Annotated in this window: 15 protein-coding genes; 9 read left to right on the top strand and 6 right to left on the bottom strand. The window is 69.1% G+C overall.

Going from position 1 to position 15,370, the window contains the following annotated elements; all coding sequences use genetic code 11:
• The first annotated feature begins 48 nt into the window (after window positions 1–48).
• Entirely contained in the window at window positions 49–249 is a 201-nt protein-coding gene (locus tag KX816_00990; protein QXQ06689.1) for a hypothetical protein, read from the top strand.
• Between the two features lie 313 nt (window positions 250–562).
• Window positions 563–847, top strand: coding sequence for a PEPxxWA-CTERM sorting domain-containing protein (locus tag KX816_00985; protein ID QXQ08328.1), 285 nt, complete (start codon window positions 563–565; stop codon window positions 845–847).
• Here the strand turns inward: KX816_00985 and KX816_00980 are convergent.
• The 3 genes from KX816_00980 to KX816_00970 form a co-directional block, all read right to left on the bottom strand.
• The gene (locus KX816_00980; GenBank protein QXQ06688.1) at window positions 831–1,853 is read right to left on the bottom strand and encodes an NADP-dependent oxidoreductase; all 1,023 of its coding nucleotides are present in this window, start codon (window positions 1,851–1,853) and stop codon (window positions 831–833) included. The genes KX816_00985 and KX816_00980 overlap by 17 nt on opposite strands.
• 29 nt (window positions 1,854–1,882) lie before the next feature.
• Window positions 1,883–3,286 carry a lipopolysaccharide biosynthesis protein gene (locus KX816_00975; protein QXQ08327.1) on the bottom strand — a complete coding sequence of 468 codons (1,404 nt, stop codon included), beginning with the start codon at window positions 3,284–3,286 and terminating at the stop codon, window positions 1,883–1,885.
• A gap of 150 nt (window positions 3,287–3,436) precedes the next feature.
• Window positions 3,437–3,931 carry a flavin reductase family protein gene (locus tag KX816_00970; GenBank protein QXQ06687.1) on the bottom strand — a complete coding sequence of 165 codons (495 nt, stop codon included), beginning with the start codon at window positions 3,929–3,931 and terminating at the stop codon, window positions 3,437–3,439.
• Window positions 3,932–3,998: 67 nt separating this feature from the next.
• On the opposite strand from KX816_00970, the gene KX816_00965 reads away from it, so the two are divergent.
• The 3 genes from KX816_00965 to rlmN all read left to right on the top strand — a co-directional run bounded on the left by KX816_00965 (window position 3,999) and on the right by rlmN (window position 8,026).
• Entirely contained in the window at window positions 3,999–5,750 is a 1,752-nt protein-coding gene (locus KX816_00965) for a DUF885 family protein (GenBank protein QXQ06686.1), read from the top strand.
• Between the two features lie 107 nt (window positions 5,751–5,857).
• Window positions 5,858–6,757 carry a peptidase gene (locus tag KX816_00960; GenBank protein QXQ06685.1) on the top strand — a complete coding sequence of 300 codons (900 nt, stop codon included), beginning with the start codon at window positions 5,858–5,860 and terminating at the stop codon, window positions 6,755–6,757.
• A gap of 69 nt (window positions 6,758–6,826) precedes the next feature.
• The gene (gene rlmN, locus KX816_00955; protein ID QXQ06684.1) at window positions 6,827–8,026 is read left to right on the top strand and encodes a 23S rRNA (adenine(2503)-C(2))-methyltransferase RlmN; all 1,200 of its coding nucleotides are present in this window, start codon (window positions 6,827–6,829) and stop codon (window positions 8,024–8,026) included.
• A 64-nt stretch (window positions 8,027–8,090) separates the two neighbouring features.
• Here rlmN and KX816_00950 read toward each other — a convergent pair whose 3' ends face one another.
• Entirely contained in the window at window positions 8,091–9,599 is a 1,509-nt protein-coding gene (locus KX816_00950) for an FAD-dependent oxidoreductase (GenBank protein QXQ08326.1), read from the bottom strand.
• A gap of 138 nt (window positions 9,600–9,737) precedes the next feature.
• Here KX816_00950 and KX816_00945 point away from each other — a divergent pair, with 138 nt between their 5' ends.
• Entirely contained in the window at window positions 9,738–10,961 is a 1,224-nt protein-coding gene (locus KX816_00945) for a cyclopropane-fatty-acyl-phospholipid synthase family protein (GenBank protein ID QXQ06683.1), read from the top strand.
• A gap of 108 nt (window positions 10,962–11,069) precedes the next feature.
• Here the strand turns inward: KX816_00945 and KX816_00940 are convergent, their stop codons facing one another.
• Entirely contained in the window at window positions 11,070–11,363 is a 294-nt protein-coding gene (locus KX816_00940; GenBank protein QXQ06682.1) for a hypothetical protein, read from the bottom strand.
• Window positions 11,364–11,494: 131 nt separating this feature from the next.
• Window positions 11,495–11,788, bottom strand: coding sequence for an alkylphosphonate utilization protein (locus tag KX816_00935; protein QXQ06681.1), 294 nt, complete (start codon window positions 11,786–11,788; stop codon window positions 11,495–11,497).
• Between the two features lie 10 nt (window positions 11,789–11,798).
• On the opposite strand from KX816_00935, the gene KX816_00930 reads away from it, so the two are divergent.
• The 3 genes from KX816_00930 (at window position 11,799) to KX816_00920 (ending at window position 15,305) form a co-directional block, all read left to right on the top strand.
• On the top strand, window positions 11,799–14,060 hold the full coding sequence (locus KX816_00930) for a primosomal protein N' (protein QXQ06680.1): 2,262 nt from the start codon (window positions 11,799–11,801) through the stop codon (window positions 14,058–14,060).
• Between the two features lie 9 nt (window positions 14,061–14,069).
• Window positions 14,070–14,339, top strand: a complete 270-nt coding sequence (locus KX816_00925; GenBank protein ID QXQ06679.1) for a hypothetical protein — start codon at window positions 14,070–14,072, stop codon at window positions 14,337–14,339.
• Window positions 14,340–15,098: 759 nt separating this feature from the next.
• Window positions 15,099–15,305, top strand: coding sequence for a PEPxxWA-CTERM sorting domain-containing protein (locus KX816_00920; protein QXQ08325.1), 207 nt, complete (start codon window positions 15,099–15,101; stop codon window positions 15,303–15,305).
• Window positions 15,306–15,370 lie beyond the last annotated feature (65 nt).

The raw sequence follows: 15,370 nt of genomic DNA, 5'->3' as shown, positions 1-15,370 counted from the left end.
CGCGGTCGTGATTCACTCTGGTCGTTCCGCACCAGCCGGGGGGTTAGCGTGATTCAAGTCGACGTCTACAGGCTCGACCGGCGGCTCGACCGCAGCTTCGAGACCGAGTGCTCATCGCTGTACGAAACGCTGTGCCGCATGGCCGGGCGCCGCATCGACAGCCTTGCCGACCTCGTGCTCGGTGAAGTTTCGGTCCTCCGCGTCGACCTCGGTCGCTATGGGTTCGCGGTCCTGGAGCACCTCCGCTAACCGATGCTTTACGAGCCGGTGCACCACCGGCGACCTGTGGATCGGCGACGTCGGTCAGGGCGCACGCGAGGAGATCGACCGCATCGCCGCCGGCACCAGCGGCCAGAACTTCGGCTGGAGGGCGCTCGAGGGCAACATTCCGACGCCGGGGGTCAATGACCCCGCTCCCTCAAACGCGGTCGCGCCGATCGTGACCTACGACCATGGCGTCGGCCAGGCGATCACCGGCGGCTACGTCTTCCGCGGCGCCAAGCTCGCCGAACTGTCGGGGCGCTATGTGTTCGGCGATTTCGTCGCGGGCAAGATCTTCACCATGGGCCTCGACGGCAGCGGCTTCACCGACATTTCATCGGCGCTCAGCGGATTCGGCCCGATCAGCCCGTCGTCGTTCGGCGAGGACGGCAATCACAACCTCTACGTCGTCGACTATGGCGGCCGGGTCCTGAAGTTCCAGTTCGCCGCCAACGGTGCAGCCGGCTTCGCGGCCTTAGAGGCGGTGCCGGAACCCGCGACCTGGGCGATGCTGGTGACCGGGTTCGCCGCAACCGGGCTCGCGCTCCGCCGGCCGAGACGGAGATCGGTCAGGGCTTCAGAATGAGCTTGCCGAAATTGCCGCCCGAATACAGGTCGTTGAGCGCGCCCGGGAAGTTGTCGATGCAGGTGCGGATGTCCTCCAGTGGCTTGACCTTGCCCGATCGAAGCCAGCCACCGATCGCCGCCTGCGCCTCTGCGTAGCGGTCTGCATAGTCGAAGACCACGAAGCCCTCCATTCGCGCCCGGCTGACCAGCAGGTTTAGGTAGGTCCGCGGCCCCTGGATCTTGGAGCTATCGTTGTAGCCGACGATCGCGCCACAGATCACGACCCGGGCGTGCATCGCGAGCAAGGTCATACAGGTTTCGAGGATCGGGCCGCCGACATTGTCGAAATACACGTCGATGCGCTTTTCGCCGAGCGCGCCCTGCAACGCCTTGTACAGCCCGTCGGCCTTGTAATCGATGCAGGCGTCGAAGCCGAGTTCGTCGACCACGAAGCGGCACTTCTCGGGTCCGCCGGCGATGCCGATGACGTGGCAGCCCTTAAGCCTGGCGATCTGCCCGACCAGCGCGCCGACGCCGCCCGACGCCGCCGACACCACGACCGTCTCGCCGTCCTTCAGCGCGCCGACATCGAGCAGGCCGAAGTATGCGGTCAGCCCGGGCAGGCCGAGCAGGCCGAGCCACGTCTGCGGCGGCGCGAGGCCGGTGTCGATCTTGTACATCCGCTGCGACGGCTCGCTGCTGTCGGTGCGGAGCGCGGCGAATTTCTGGATGCCGAGCATGCCGTGGACGAGGTCGCCGGGTGCGTAGGCGGGGGTGTTCGACTTGAGTACCTCGCCGATGCCACCGGCGCGCATCACCGCGCCGATCTCGACCGGCGCGATGTACGAGCGGCCCGCGTTAATCCAGCCGCGCATCGCCGGATCGAGCGACAGATAGTCGACCCGCACGAGGATTTCGCCAGGACCGGGCTCGGGCATCGCCTCGTCGGCGATCGCCCAGGTCGCGGCGTCGGGCAGCCCGGTCGGGCGCTGCGCGAGACGGACGGTACGGTTCAATTCGGCCACGATGACGCTCCCCTTTGTTGGGGCGATGCTTAGCCGAGCGAGCGCTTGAACAACAGCCGGTCGGGGCCCTTGAAGCCGAAGGTCCAGACCAGCCCGCCGAACACACCGAGGATCGCGATGATGCCGACGGTCAGCTGCAGCGTCTCGCCGATCTTGACCCCGGCGACGACCAGCCCGCGCGGGATCTGCTGGACCGCGACCCCGACCGCGAAGGCCGGGATGCCCGCCCCGAGCAACGACCAGCGCCAGCCGCTGACCGGGGCCTTGAGCGCACGCCCGAGGACCTGCGTCTTGACGATCGACAGGAACAGCGCTGCGCTGGCGAGGCCGGCCGCCGCACCGACGCCGCCATAGCGCTGGACGAGCAGCAGGGTGACCGCGACCTGCACCGCAATCCCGGCCAGCGACCACAGCAAATTGGCGTGGCGGCGGATGTAGATCAGCGCGCCCTCGGTCACCGCAGCCTGCGCCGCGAACAGCTCGACGGTCAGCAGCAGCGCGAGGATCGGCGCACCTGCGGCGAAGGCCGGGCCGAACAGCCCCATCAGGGCACGGCCCGGCAGCCCAAGCGCCAGCACGATGCCGAGCTGCGCTGCGCCGATCCAGAAGCCGATCTGGCGGATATGCCCGGCGACCGCGTGCGTATCACCCTTCGCGAGGTTGACCGCGACGACGGGCCCGAGGATCGGGTCGAAGCTGGTCTTGAGCTTCTGCGGCAGCGAAGCGACCTGCTGCGCGACATAGTAGATCCCGATGATCTCGGGCCCGGCGAAACGCCCGAGGATGAACAGGTCGAGCCGCCGCGAGCCCCAGTCGGCGACGTCGGCACCCGCCAGCGGCAGGTTGGCGCGCGCCATCGCGAGCATGCGCCCGGGGTGCGGCCGCCAGCCGCGCGGCAACCCGAAATTGCGTAGCAGCGGCACCAGCGACGCGGTGCAGGCCGCGGTCAGCGAGATCGCGTAGGCGACGATCAGTCCGTCACCGCCCAACTGTGTGAAGCCCAGCAGCCCGGCGCAAATCGACAGTGTCCACGGCTCCACCACCGAGCGCGCACGCACCGTCGCACCGATGTCCCGACGGAACGCCAGCGCCGCCAGGGACACATCGGAGCCGACGATCGCGAGCGCGATCAGCGGAAAGAAGCGGTCGAAGCCGCTGATGTCGCGCTCCGGAAACACCACCCACGGCAGCAGGATCAGGAGCACCGCCCCGAGTGCCGCGCCGATCCACGCCAGCAGCAGAGCGTCGGCCACCACGTGCGTATCGGGGCGGTCGCCCCTCGCAAGCTCGGCAGCGAGGCCGCGCTTGAGACCCATTGTCGCCAGCTGCGCCATCAGCTCGACGACCAACGTGGCGTAGGCGAAGCGTCCGAGCGCGTCGGCGCCGTAGCCCGTCATGCGCCCGGCAATAAACAGGAACGGCAGCCGCGCCATCAGGCGCAGCAGGAAACCGAAGAAGCTGGTGCGGCCGCCCTTGGCGAGCGCGGCGGTCTCGGCGGCGGCAGCGGGGTCGTCGTCTGTTGTCGCGCCTCCACCCTGCCCGGCAGCGGCGTTTCGGGAAGCGGCGGGCGGCGTCACTCCCGCCTAACGCGCGACATGGACCCGGCGGTAGCGGCCGCGAACATAAAGCAGCGGCTCGGCCTCGGCATCGATGCGCAGCGCCCGGACGCGGCCGACGAGAATCGCGTGGTCGCCGCCGTCGAGCTCGGCCTCGAGGTCGCAAACGAAGCTGGCGCAAGTGCCGGCCAGCACCGGCAGGCCGTGCCAGTCGCTCCACGGCGCATCGGCGAAGCGGTCGACGCCGCGCCGGGTGAACTGCTCGGCGACCGACTGCTGGTCGAGGTTGAGGACGTTGACCGCGTAGCGTCCACTCGCCTGGATCACCGGCAGCGCCGACGCAGTGCGCGCCGGGCAGACGAGCAGCAGCGGCGGGTCGAGCGAGACGCTGGAAAAGCTGTTGGCAGTCAGTCCGACGCGGTTGCCGTCGACGTCGACCGCGGTGACGACGGTGACCCCGGTCGCGAAGGCGCCGAAGGCATCGCGCAGCGCGCGCGGGTCGAAGTCGGCGGGGTCATCCATGAAGCGCAGTCCTTGACCCGCCGGGCCGCGCCGGTCAATCGCGGGAAGGAGTTGCAAGGGTGAACCGATGCGAAAGACGTGGCTGGTTGGGGCGGTTGTTGCACTGACACTGGTGCAGGTGGCCCCCGCCCTCGCCGACCCCGCGACCGAGGCGCGGTTCAAGACCTTATACACCCGCGAATGGGCGTGGCGGCAGCTCCAGACCGGCGGCGACGAGGACGACGACGCGCCGGTCCGCGCGCACCTGCCCGACATCGGCGTCGCGGCGCAGCTCGAACGGCTGCGGGTATGGACCGCGGCGCGCGCCGAGCTCGACACCATTCCCGCAGCCCAGTTGTCGCCCGAAAGCCAGGTCGACCGGGGCATCTATGCCGGCCAGCTCGATGCGATGGTCGCCGGCCAGAAATTCCGCGACTGGGAGATGCCCGCCAACCCCGACAGCAGCTTCTGGTCCAACCTCGCCTCGCAGGGCGAACGCGGCTTCCCGCGCGAGGCGGACTACCGCAACTGGATCAGCCAGATGCGCGACATCCCACGCTTCTTCGAGCAGGCGACCGCGAACATGCGCGCCGGGCTGGCCCGCGGCTACACCCCGCCCGCGGTGACGATGACGGGCCGCGACGCCGGGGTCTCGGCCGTCGCCGACGCCGCCAGCCCCGAGGCGACCGCTTACTACAAGCCGTTCCTGGCAATGCCCGCCGGGATCGCGCTCGCGACGCAGGCCGAACTGCGGGCCGAGGGTGCGGCGGCGATCCGGGACGCGGTGATCCCGGCGCACAAGGCGCTGCTCAAGTTCCTGCGCGAAACCTACCTGCCGGGCCTGCGGACGACGCTGGCGGCTTACGACCTGCCCGACGGCAAGGCCTATTACGCCGCGCAAATCCGCGAATACACCACCCTCGACATGACTCCGGAGGCGATCCACGACCTGGGCTTACGCGAGGTCGCGACGATCCGTGCACAGATGCTCGGCGTCATGGCCGAGACCGGTTTCAGGGGCGACCTGCCGGCGTTCCTGCACTTCCTGCGCACCGACCCGCAGTTCTACGCCAGGACGCCCGACGAGCTGCTCAAGGACGCCGCATGGACCGCCAAGAGCTTCGACAACGTCGCGGCGAAGTGGTTCGGCCACCTGCCGCGCGGGCGCTTCGGCATCGTGCCGGTGCCGGCCGAGATCGCGCCATTCTACACCGCCGGGCGCGGTGGCCCCGGGGTCTACCTGCTCAACACCTACGACCTGCCGTCACGGCCGCTTTACCAGTTGCCGGCGCTGACCCTGCACGAGTCGGCACCCGGCCATGCCTTCCAGATCCCGCTCGCCGCCGAGGCGACCGGGCAGCCGGCGTTCCGCTCCAAGTCGTACATCTCAGCGTATGGCGAGGGCTGGGCGCTCTACTGCGAAAAGCTGGGGCAAGAGATGGGCATCTACCGGACCCCCTACGAGCGCTTTGGAATGCTGAGCTACCAGATGTGGCGCGCCGCCCGGCTGGTTGTCGACACCGGCATCCATGCGCAGGGCTGGAGCCGCGAGCGCGGGCAGCAGTTCTTCCGCGACAACACCGCGCTCAGCGACCGCGAGATCACCACCGAGGTCGACCGCTACATCGGCTGGCCGGGACAGGCGCTGAGCTATTATCTCGGCGAGTTGGCGATCGTCGCGGCACGCGCCAAGGCGGAGGCTGCGCTCGGTCCGAAGTTCGATATCCGCGCCTTCCACGACACCGTGCTGGCGCTCGGCTCGGTACCGCTGCCGGTGCTGACGGCGCGCATCGACCGCTTCATCGCTGAGGGCGGGAAGGGGCCGTATCCTCTCAAATAGCGTCCGTCGCGGTTTCGAAACGATCTGTGAACGGCGGCTTACGATAGCCTTCAGTATCCGTTCAACCGCCCGGTGCGTTAAGGGGGTATCAGATCGGAGACTTCCCCATGTTACGTTTGAACCTAATGCGAGCGGCCCTGATCGGCGTTGCGACGATCGGGCTGGCCGCCTGTGCCGACGAGTACGGCTATGGTGGCGGCGGTGTCGCTTACGCCAGCGGCGACGGCTATTATCAGGGTGGCGGCGGCTATGACGACGGCGGCGGCTATTATGCCGACGGCGGTTATAACGCCGGCTACGATGGTGGTTACGACGGCTATTACGGCGATCCCTACGGCTACCGCTCGGTGCCCTACGGTTATGCCGGCGTCGGCTTCGGCTGGTTCGGTGACTTCTACTACCCGGGCACCGGCTACTACGTCTACGACCGCGGCGGCCATCGCCGGCGGTGGTCGGGCGACCAGCAGAATTACTGGCGCAACCACGGTCGCCCGAGCGGCTATCACGGCGGTCGCCCCGGCTACGCCAACGGTGGCGGCGGGCGTCCGGGCTACGGCAACCACGGTAACGGTGGGCGCCCCGGTTACGACAACCACGGTAACGGTGGACGGCCGGGCTATGGCAACAACGGCAATGGTGGACGCCCGGGCCTGGGCGACGGACGGCCCGACGGTGGCCGACCCGGCTTCGGCGATGGACGACCGGGCAGTGGCCGACCCGGCTACGCGAATGGCAATGGTGGGCGGCCGGGTGACGGGTGGCCTGGGAACGGTGGCAACCGCGGCGGCTATCAGGGTAACCCCAACGACCCGCGCGCCGCCCAGCTCGGCATCCGGCCGGGCAACCAGAACGGTCAGGGCCAGGCTCGACCCCAGGGTCAGGCCCGTCCGCAGGGCCAGCCGCAGCCGCAAGCTCAGCCGCAGGGCCAGCAGGGCGGGCGCGGTGACGGACGTGGTGATCGCGGCGGTCGTGGCGAAGGCCGTGGTCGCGACGGCCACAACGGCTAGCTGACAGGGCGCGCGGGGTTCACCCCCGCGCGCCTTTCTTTCGCCGCCCTCGACGCCTACATGCCGCCGATGCAGATTCCCGGCCTCATCGACCCGGTCCCGGTACCGCGCGCGGCGACCGTGCGCGCCGACGGCAAGACCGTGATCGTCGGCCTCGACCGCACTCAGCTCCGCACCGCCCTCGAAGCCGCCGGGCTCGACGCCAAGGCGGCCAAGCTCCGCACCAGCCAGATCTGGAACTGGGTCTACAACCGCGGCGTCACCGACATCGACGCGATGACCAACGTCTCGAAGGACGCGCGCGCGCTGATCGACGCGCACTTTGTCGTTGGCCGGCCCGAGGTCGCGGAAGCGCAGGTCTCCAGCGACGGCACCCGCAAGTGGCTGCTGCGCTTCGACGACGGCAACGAGGCCGAATGCGTCTTCATCCCCGACGCCGACCGCGGCACGCTGTGTGTCTCGAGCCAGGTCGGCTGCACGCTCAACTGCCGCTTCTGCTTCACCGGCACGATGAAGCTGGTCCGCAACCTGACCGCGTCCGAGATCGTCGGGCAGGTCATGCTGGCCCGCGACGCGCTCGGTGAGTGGCCCACAAACGGTGAAGGCCGCCTGCTCACCAACATCGTGATGATGGGCATGGGCGAGCCGCTGTACAATTTCGACAACGTCCGCGATGCGCTGGCGATCGTCATGGACCGCGAGGGGCTGGGCCTGTCCAAGCGCCGGATCACGCTGAGCACCAGCGGCGTCGTCCCGATGATGGCGCGCGCGGGTGCCGAGATCGGGGTCAACCTCGCGGTCTCGCTGCACGCGGTGACCAAGGAAATCCGCGACGAGATCGTGCCGATCAACAAGCGCTACGGCATCGAGGAACTGCTGTCGGCCTGCGCCGCCTACCCGGGCGCCAACAACGCGCGCCGCATCACCTTCGAGTACGTCATGCTGAAGGACAAGAACGACAGCGACGCCGACGCCTACGAACTCGTCCGGCTGATCCGCAAGTACGACCTGCCCGCCAAGGTCAATCTGATCCCGTTCAACCCCTGGCCCGGCAGCGACTACGAGACCTCGACCCCGGACCGCGTCAACAGCTTCTCGCGCATCGTCTTCGCCGGCGGCATTTCTGCCCCGATCCGCCGCCCGCGCGGCCGGGACATCATGGCGGCGTGCGGCCAGCTCAAGTCGTCGAGCGAGAAGGTCAGCCGGGCGGATCTCGACCGGCGCGCGGCGGAAAAGGAAGCGGGCTGGGCGGAGACGGTTGCCGCCTGAAGCTCACTATCGCGTTCGTCATTCCCGCGTAGGCGGGGATGACGGGTGAGGGTGGCGGCCGCCCCTAACCCGCCACCCTTTTCTCCGCCGCCTGCCCCGCGAGCAGCGTGATCGCCGCCTGCGCGGTCACCGCCGCCCCCTCCTGCCACGCCGGCAAATAGCTCAGATGCTCGCCCGCGAAGACGACCCGGTCCTCCGGCGCGCACAGTAGTTTATAGTCCGCCCCACGACCCGCACCGCCGTCGGCCTCGTCCCAGAACACCGCGACGCCGCCCGACCACGGGCCCTGCGCCCAGCCGACGGTCAGCGGCTTGGTCAGCTCGCGTGAGAGGCCCGGGTGCATGCGCTCGATGGTTTCGGTCGAGATCGCAAAGCGCTCGGCGAACGAGCGCTTGCTGAACCGGTCCGCGGACTCCTCGCCCTCGTAGCCCGCGGCATAGGCCCCGATCAGCACGCCCTTGGCCGAATTGAAGCCCGACGACGGGTACCAGACGACCTCGTTCTCGGCCCGGGTCCACGCCAGCCCGCCGTAGATGTGGTCGTCCTGCTCCCAGAACCGCCGCGCCTCGAACGCCACCTTCGTGGATGGGGCCATCGGGGTGCGGGCCAGTGCCTCCTTGCGCTCCGGGGTGAAGTCGGTGTCGACCTTGCTGAGCATGGTCACCGGTAAAGTGCAGACGACAAAATCGACCTCCACCGTACGGGCAGCAGCGCCTTCGCCGACGCCCAGCGTGACGCCGCGCTCCGAGCGCCTGAGCCGGGTGACGCGGGTGTTCATCGCGACCAGCGGCTTGACCCGCTCGTAAAGCGCGTAAGCGATGCGGTCCATGCCGCCGACCGGCTCGAACATCGGTGCCTGCTGGTCGAACAGCTCCTCAAAGCTCAGGCCGGCGCCCCAGAACCGGTGCTTGACAATGCTCTTCAGGTCGAGCGGCGGGCGCAATTTGCCGGTGTTGTCGTAGGCGCCCGGCAGCGACGCATAGCCCGAGCGCTCGCTGCCGAGATAACGGTGCGTCTTGTCGAGCGCGCCGTAGCCGTCGAGCTGCGTCAAGAACGCTTCGCGGTCGATGCCGCTGAGTTCGGCGTCAAGCGCGCCGCGGCTGATCGACTTGGCCAGCAGTTCGCTGATCGCGCCACGCGTGTCGTTGACCGCCTGCCGCTCCTCGACGAGGTCCTCGTTGTCGTAACGGACGCTGCGGTTGACGTTGACCACCACCTCCAGCGGCACGCCGAGCGACGCCGCATAGCCCATCATCAGATGGTGGTGCGTCGGCAGCCGCGCCGCGCCCGCGTTGAGGTACAGCCCCTTGTCGAAGGCACAATGCTGGTCGGGCCGGCCGGCCTGGACGACGGTATCGCCGCCGCGCACCGACCACACCCGCCCGCCGACGCGGTTGTTGCCCTCGAAGACCTGGACGCTGTAGCCCGCGCGCTGCAACTCGTATGCCGCCACCAGCCCCGCGATGCCCGCCCCGAGAACCCCGACGCGGATGCCCTTGCCGCTTCCGGGCGGCAGCGCGAACGGCCGCGCCGGTGCCGCGGACGCCGCCGCGAGCAGCCCCATCGACTGCATCGCGACATACGTCGCGCTATAGCCGCCGGCCCTGGCGACCGCGTGAAGGAACTGCCGCCGTGTCGCCATCGTGCCGTATCCCCACCGTGCCCGGGGAAAGGCTAGGCCAAACCGCCCGCGCCCGATAGACCACGCGCCATGTATCTATTGAAGACGCTGTTCGACCGCATCATCCGCGAAGGCGACCTGCAAGTCATCGACCACAAAGGCGTCGTCCACCGGTTCGGCGCGCCCTCGGACCGCGTGCCGCCCGCGACGTTCCGCTGCACGACCGCTGCCCGGGCCCGGGCCATCGCGCGCAATCTCGCGCTGGGCGCCGCCGAGGGCTATATGGACGGTACGATGATCGTCGAGCGCGGCGACATCAACGACGTCGTCAACGCCGTCACCTGGAACGTCCGCTGGAGCCGCGACAACCCGGTGCGCTTCGCGCTGTGGCGGCAGGCGGCGCTGGCGGGCTGGCTCGGCCAGTTCAACCAGGCGGCGCGGTCGAAGCGCAACGTCGCTCATCACTACGACCTGTCGGACCGGCTGTACGACCTGTTCCTCGATGCCGACCGCCAGTACAGCTGCGCCTACTACACCGATCCGGCGAACAGCCTGGAGCAGGCGCAGGCCGACAAGCTCGCGCACATCGCCGCCAAGCTCGACCTCCGCCCCGACAGCCGCGTCCTCGACATCGGCTGCGGCTGGGGCGGGCTGGCGCTGTACCTGCACCGCGTCTCCGGGGCGGACGTGCTCGGCGTTACCTTGTCGGAGGAGCAGCTCAAGGTCGCCCGCGAGCGTGCCGAGGCCGCGGGCGTCAGCGACCACGTCAAATACGAGCTGATCGACTACCGCGCGCTGACCGGCCATTTCGACCGCATCGTCTCGGTCGGTATGTTCGAGCACGTCGGGCTGCCGCAGTACCGGGTGTTCTTCGACAAGGTGCACAGCCTGCTCGCCGACGACGGCGTCGCCTTGCTCCACACCATCGCCCGCGCCGACGGCCCCGGCGCGACCGACCCGTTCACCGCCAAGTACATCTTTCCCGGCGGCTATTCCCCGGCGCTGTCGCAGATCGTCCCGCACATCGAGAAGGCGTGGCTGTGGATCACCGACATCGAGGTGCTGCGCGTCCACTACGCGCTGACGCTGGAGGAATGGTACCGCCGCTGCGTTGCCCACAAGGCCGACATCGTCGCCCTCTATGACGAGCGTTTCTACCGGATGTGGCTGTTCTACCTCGCCGCCGCGACCGCCGCGTTCCGCAACGACGGCCACATGAACGTTCAGGTCCAGATGGCCAAGGACCGCTACGCGCTGCCGCTGACGCGCGACTATATCGCCGAGGCGGAGGCGAGGTACCGGGCGCTGGGGTGAGGTGGCGGCTTGCGGCCCAATTGCAGCCCTTCGCGCCTGCGAGCAGAAGTCAGCGACGGGAGGCGTAATCAATCCGCTCGTTGCATTGGAGCTTCAACCGGAGCCCACCTACCCGTGGGTATTCGCGTACTGAATGCCGGCATTCGTCTCGTTGATCGCCTGGTCGACCGCGGCAAGCGCGCGGATGCGGTGGCCACCCTTGTCGAGCGGGGCGGAGCCGAGCAGGCCGCGGGCGTGCTGGAGCGCCTGCAGGGCATCGACCATATAGGGCTGGTAATGCGCATTGCCGGGCTGGCGGTAGGTCTGCGCCGGCGGGAAGTAACCGCCCTGCGCGACCGCGCCGATCGCCGTACCGAGCACCGCGCCCGCCAGCGTCGCTGCCACCACGATGAACTTCGCCATGCCGATGCCCCTGTGCCGATTCCGTTCGGCTCCGAAACTAGGCTGCAAACGGTGGTGGGGCAAGCGAGCGGTCGCCCCTCGTTTCACGTGAAACAACTCGCGCCGGATGAACCCATTCAGTTAGATAGGTATCAACGCTTCTTGACGAATTCGGCGCGGAGTACGAGGCCCTTGATGCCGTCGTAGCGGCAGTCGATCTCCTGCACGTCGCCGGTCAGGCGGATCGACTTGATAACGGTGCCGCGCCGCAGCGTCTGTCCCGCGCCCTTGACGGTCAGGTCCTTGATCAACGTGACGCTGTCGCCGTCCGCAAGCAGGTTACCGACCGCGTCGCGGACCTCGACGGGGCCGTCTGCGGCAGCGGCAGCGGGGGCAGGCCCCCACTCGCCGGTGGCTTCGTCGTAGACGTAATCATCATCGCTCATGGGGGCGGCTATGGACCCGAGTAGACGGCCGCGCCAGCTTTGCGCGCTCGTCCTGCCTGGGAGCACGGTGGGCATTTCCCTCGTCCAGCCCTATCTCACCCTGGTGAAGCCCCGGGTCCGCGTCCTCGTCCTGCAGCACGGCCTCGGCGCGCTCGATTATGCGGTGCCCGAGGGGCTGGACCTCGCGCCCGGCGATGTCGTCGACGTGCCGCTCGGACCGCGGCGGATCACGGGCGTGGTCTGGGAGCCCGAGCGGCTGGCGGCGAAGGACGTGCCCGACACCAAGCTCCGCGCCGTCGCCGACAAGCTGCCGGTGTGGCCGCTGACTGCGCCGATGCGCCGGCTGGTCGAGTGGGTCGCGGACTATTATGTCGCGCCGCCCGCCGCGGTGCTGCGCATGGCGCTGTCGGTGTCGTCGGCGCTCGGCGGCCACCGCGTCTCGATCGAGTATCGCCCGACCGGAAGCCTGCCGCCGCGCATCACGCCGCAGCGCACCGCCGCGCTCGATGCCATCGCCGGGCGGCAGGGCTCGGTCCGCGACCTCGCGCGCTGGGGCGCGGTGTCGGACGGCGTCATCCGCGGACTGGTCAACTGCGGCGCGCTGGAGAAGGTCGAGGTCAGCTTCGACGCGCCGCTCCCGGCCCCCGACCCCGACCACCACCTCCCCCGGCTCGAAGCCGCGCAGGCCGAGGCCGCCGCCGCGCTCGTCGCCGACGTGGATGCCCGCGCCTTCGCCCCGACGCTACTCGACGGCGTTACCGGCTCCGGCAAGACCGAGGTCTATTTCGAGGCGGTCGCCGCCGCACTCCGCCTCAACCGCCAGGTGCTGGTACTGGTCCCGGAGATCGCGCTGACCGCGCCATGGCTGGAGCGTTTCGCCGCGCGCTTCGGCTGCCCGCCGGTCGCGTGGCATTCCGACCTCAAGTCCAACCAGCGCCGCCGGGTCTGGCGCGCGGCGGCCAGCGGCGAGGCGCAGGTCCTCGTCGGCGCGCGCTCGGCCTTGTTCCTGCCGTTCGCGGACCTCGGGCTGATCGTCGTCGACGAGGCGCACGAGACCAGCTTCAAGCAGGAGGAGGGCGTCCATTACCACGCCCGCGACGTCGCCGTGGTCCGCGCCAGCCTGGAGGCAATCCCGGTCATCCTGGCGACCGCGACGCCCGCCATCGAGACCCGGGTCCAGGTCGAGCGCGGGCGCTACAAGCGGCTCGACCTGCCGGCGCGCTTTGGCGGGGCGGAGCTGCCGGTGATCCGCGCCGTCGACCTGCGCCGCACGCCGCCCGACCGCGGCAACTGGCTCAGCCCGCCGCTGGTTGCCGAGCTGCAGGCCAACCTCGCGGCGGGCGAGCAGTCGCTGCTGTTCCTCAACCGCCGCGGCTATGCGCCGCTCACCCTGTGCCGGGCCTGTGGCGAGCGCGTCGAGTGCCCGAACTGCACCGCGTGGATGGTCGAGCACCGCCTCACCCGCCGGCTGCTGTGCCACCACTGCGGCTTCACCACGCCGCCGCCGCCCGCCTGCCCGAAGTGCGGCGCGGAGGGCATGCTGGTGCCGTGCGGACCCGGCGTCGAGCGGGTCGCCGAGGAAGTCGCGCGCATCCTGCCCGAGGCGCGCGTCGCGCTCGTCACGTCGGACACGATCACCTCGCCCGCGCGCGCCGCGAGCCTCGTGGCGGCGGTCGAGAACCACGAGATCGACATCCTGATCGGCACCCAGATGGTCACCAAGGGCTACCACTTCCCCGGGCTGACCTTGGTCGGGGTGGTCGACGCCGACCTCGGACTGACCGGCGGCGACCTGCGCGCGGGCGAGCGCACCTTCCAGCAGATCGCCCAGGTCTCGGGCCGCGCCGGTCGCGGCGACAAACCCGGCCGCGTCCTGCTCCAGACCCACCAGCCCGACGCCCGCATCATGCGCGCCCTGATCGAGTACGACGCGGAAGGCTTCTTCGCCGCCGAGACCGAGCAGCGGCGGTCGGTCGCCGCTCCGCCGTTCGGGAGATGGGCCGCGATCGTCGTGTCGAGCGAGGACGAGTCCGCCGCCGTCGGCACCGCGCGCGCCGTCGGCCGCGCTGCCCCGCACCTCGAAGGCCTGAGCGTCCTCGGCCCCGCCCCCGCCCCGCTGGCGATGCTCCGCGGCCGCCACCGGCAGCGCCTGCTGGTGCAGGCACGCCGTTCGCTGGAACTCCAGGATGTGCTCCGCGACTGGCTGTCGGGAGTGGAGGTGCCGAACAGCGTCCGGGTAACGGTGGATGTGGACCCGTATAGTTTCATGTAAGGTCCGAGGGTGGAGTCGCGCCCGAGCCTCGTTACCCATTTGCAGCACCTTGCCGCGTTGCCCGCGCACAGCGGCCCGGAGGTCGTACAGGCGGCGCTACTTACCCTCATGCTCGATGCCGCCGCTGCCGAGCAGGCGATGATCAGCGAGAGCCTGGCGCGGCTCAAGGCTATCGATCAGGTCCGGCTTGCCGGGAATGTCGATCAGGACACACGCGACGCCTGGGAGAGATGGGCGAAACGGAGTCGCTCCGCCTGCAGATGGCGATGGACCGTTTGAGCAGGTTCATGACGACCCTGTCGAACGTGGCCAAGAAGAGTGCTGACGCAACCGCCGCCATCGTTCAAAACCTGAAATAGCTTCGCTGGTCGAGGCAAGGGTGGTTGCCGGGGTGACCCGGTGCGCCAACGCCGCGCGAACGGTCGACGTCGACCCGTACAGTTTCGAGTGAGGCATTGCCCAGTGGCGGACCGACACCGGCATGAAATTTCCGTTTCGCTCCCGAGCCGTCACACAGCCTCGTTAAGCGAACGGTAACGGCACTCGACGCCGTTCCTGGAGTACCCGATGTTTCTTAAATCTCTCGCGATCGTCACGTCCGCTGCGCTGTCCCTTGGATCGGCCGCGAACGCGCTGGTCATCGGCTCGAACAACAACGGCAACTGCCAGCCGTTCGCCTGCAACGACAGCGGCACTGCGACCGGCCAGTCATTCCACTATCAGCAGATATACTCGAGCACAGCGTTCGACGGCGCCGGCGTCATCGACGCGCTGACATTCTTCAGCTGGGCGGCGATCCCGGCGACCAAGGTGCTGGACGGGACGTACACGGTGACGCTGTCGACGACGACGGCGGCGCTCGGCAGCGCTTATGCGATCACCGCGCTGAGCAACACGGCGAACTTCTTCACCGGCAATCTCGGCGGAGCGTTCGACGGCAGCTTCACCATCGACGGTGCGAATTATGCCTATGACCCAGCTGCCGGCAACCTGCTGCTCGACATCGTCGTGACCAACCAGGACAACATCCGCAACAACATGCAAGGCTATTTCCAGGCGGATTACACCGGCACCCAGACCAGCCGCGCCGTCGACACCGAGAACGGCGTGTTTTCGGGCGGTGGCGCACTGGTGACGGGCTTCAGCTTCGCCGTCGTGCCCGAGCCGCAGGCCTGGGCGCTGATGATCGTCGGGTTCGGCCTGGTCGGGGCCGCCGCTCGTCGCCGGACCGCCGTCGTCGCCTAGCAACCGAAAGCGCCATTTCCACGTCGCGAGGCGCACCGGGCGGTAGGGAACCGCCCGGTGCGTCG

It is taken from the genome of Sphingosinicellaceae bacterium, from assembly GCA_019285715.1.
GTDB lineage: Bacteria > Pseudomonadota > Alphaproteobacteria > Sphingomonadales > Sphingomonadaceae > Glacieibacterium.
Note: the sequence above shows the minus strand (reverse complement) of the source record. Positions and strands in the feature narration are given on the sequence as shown.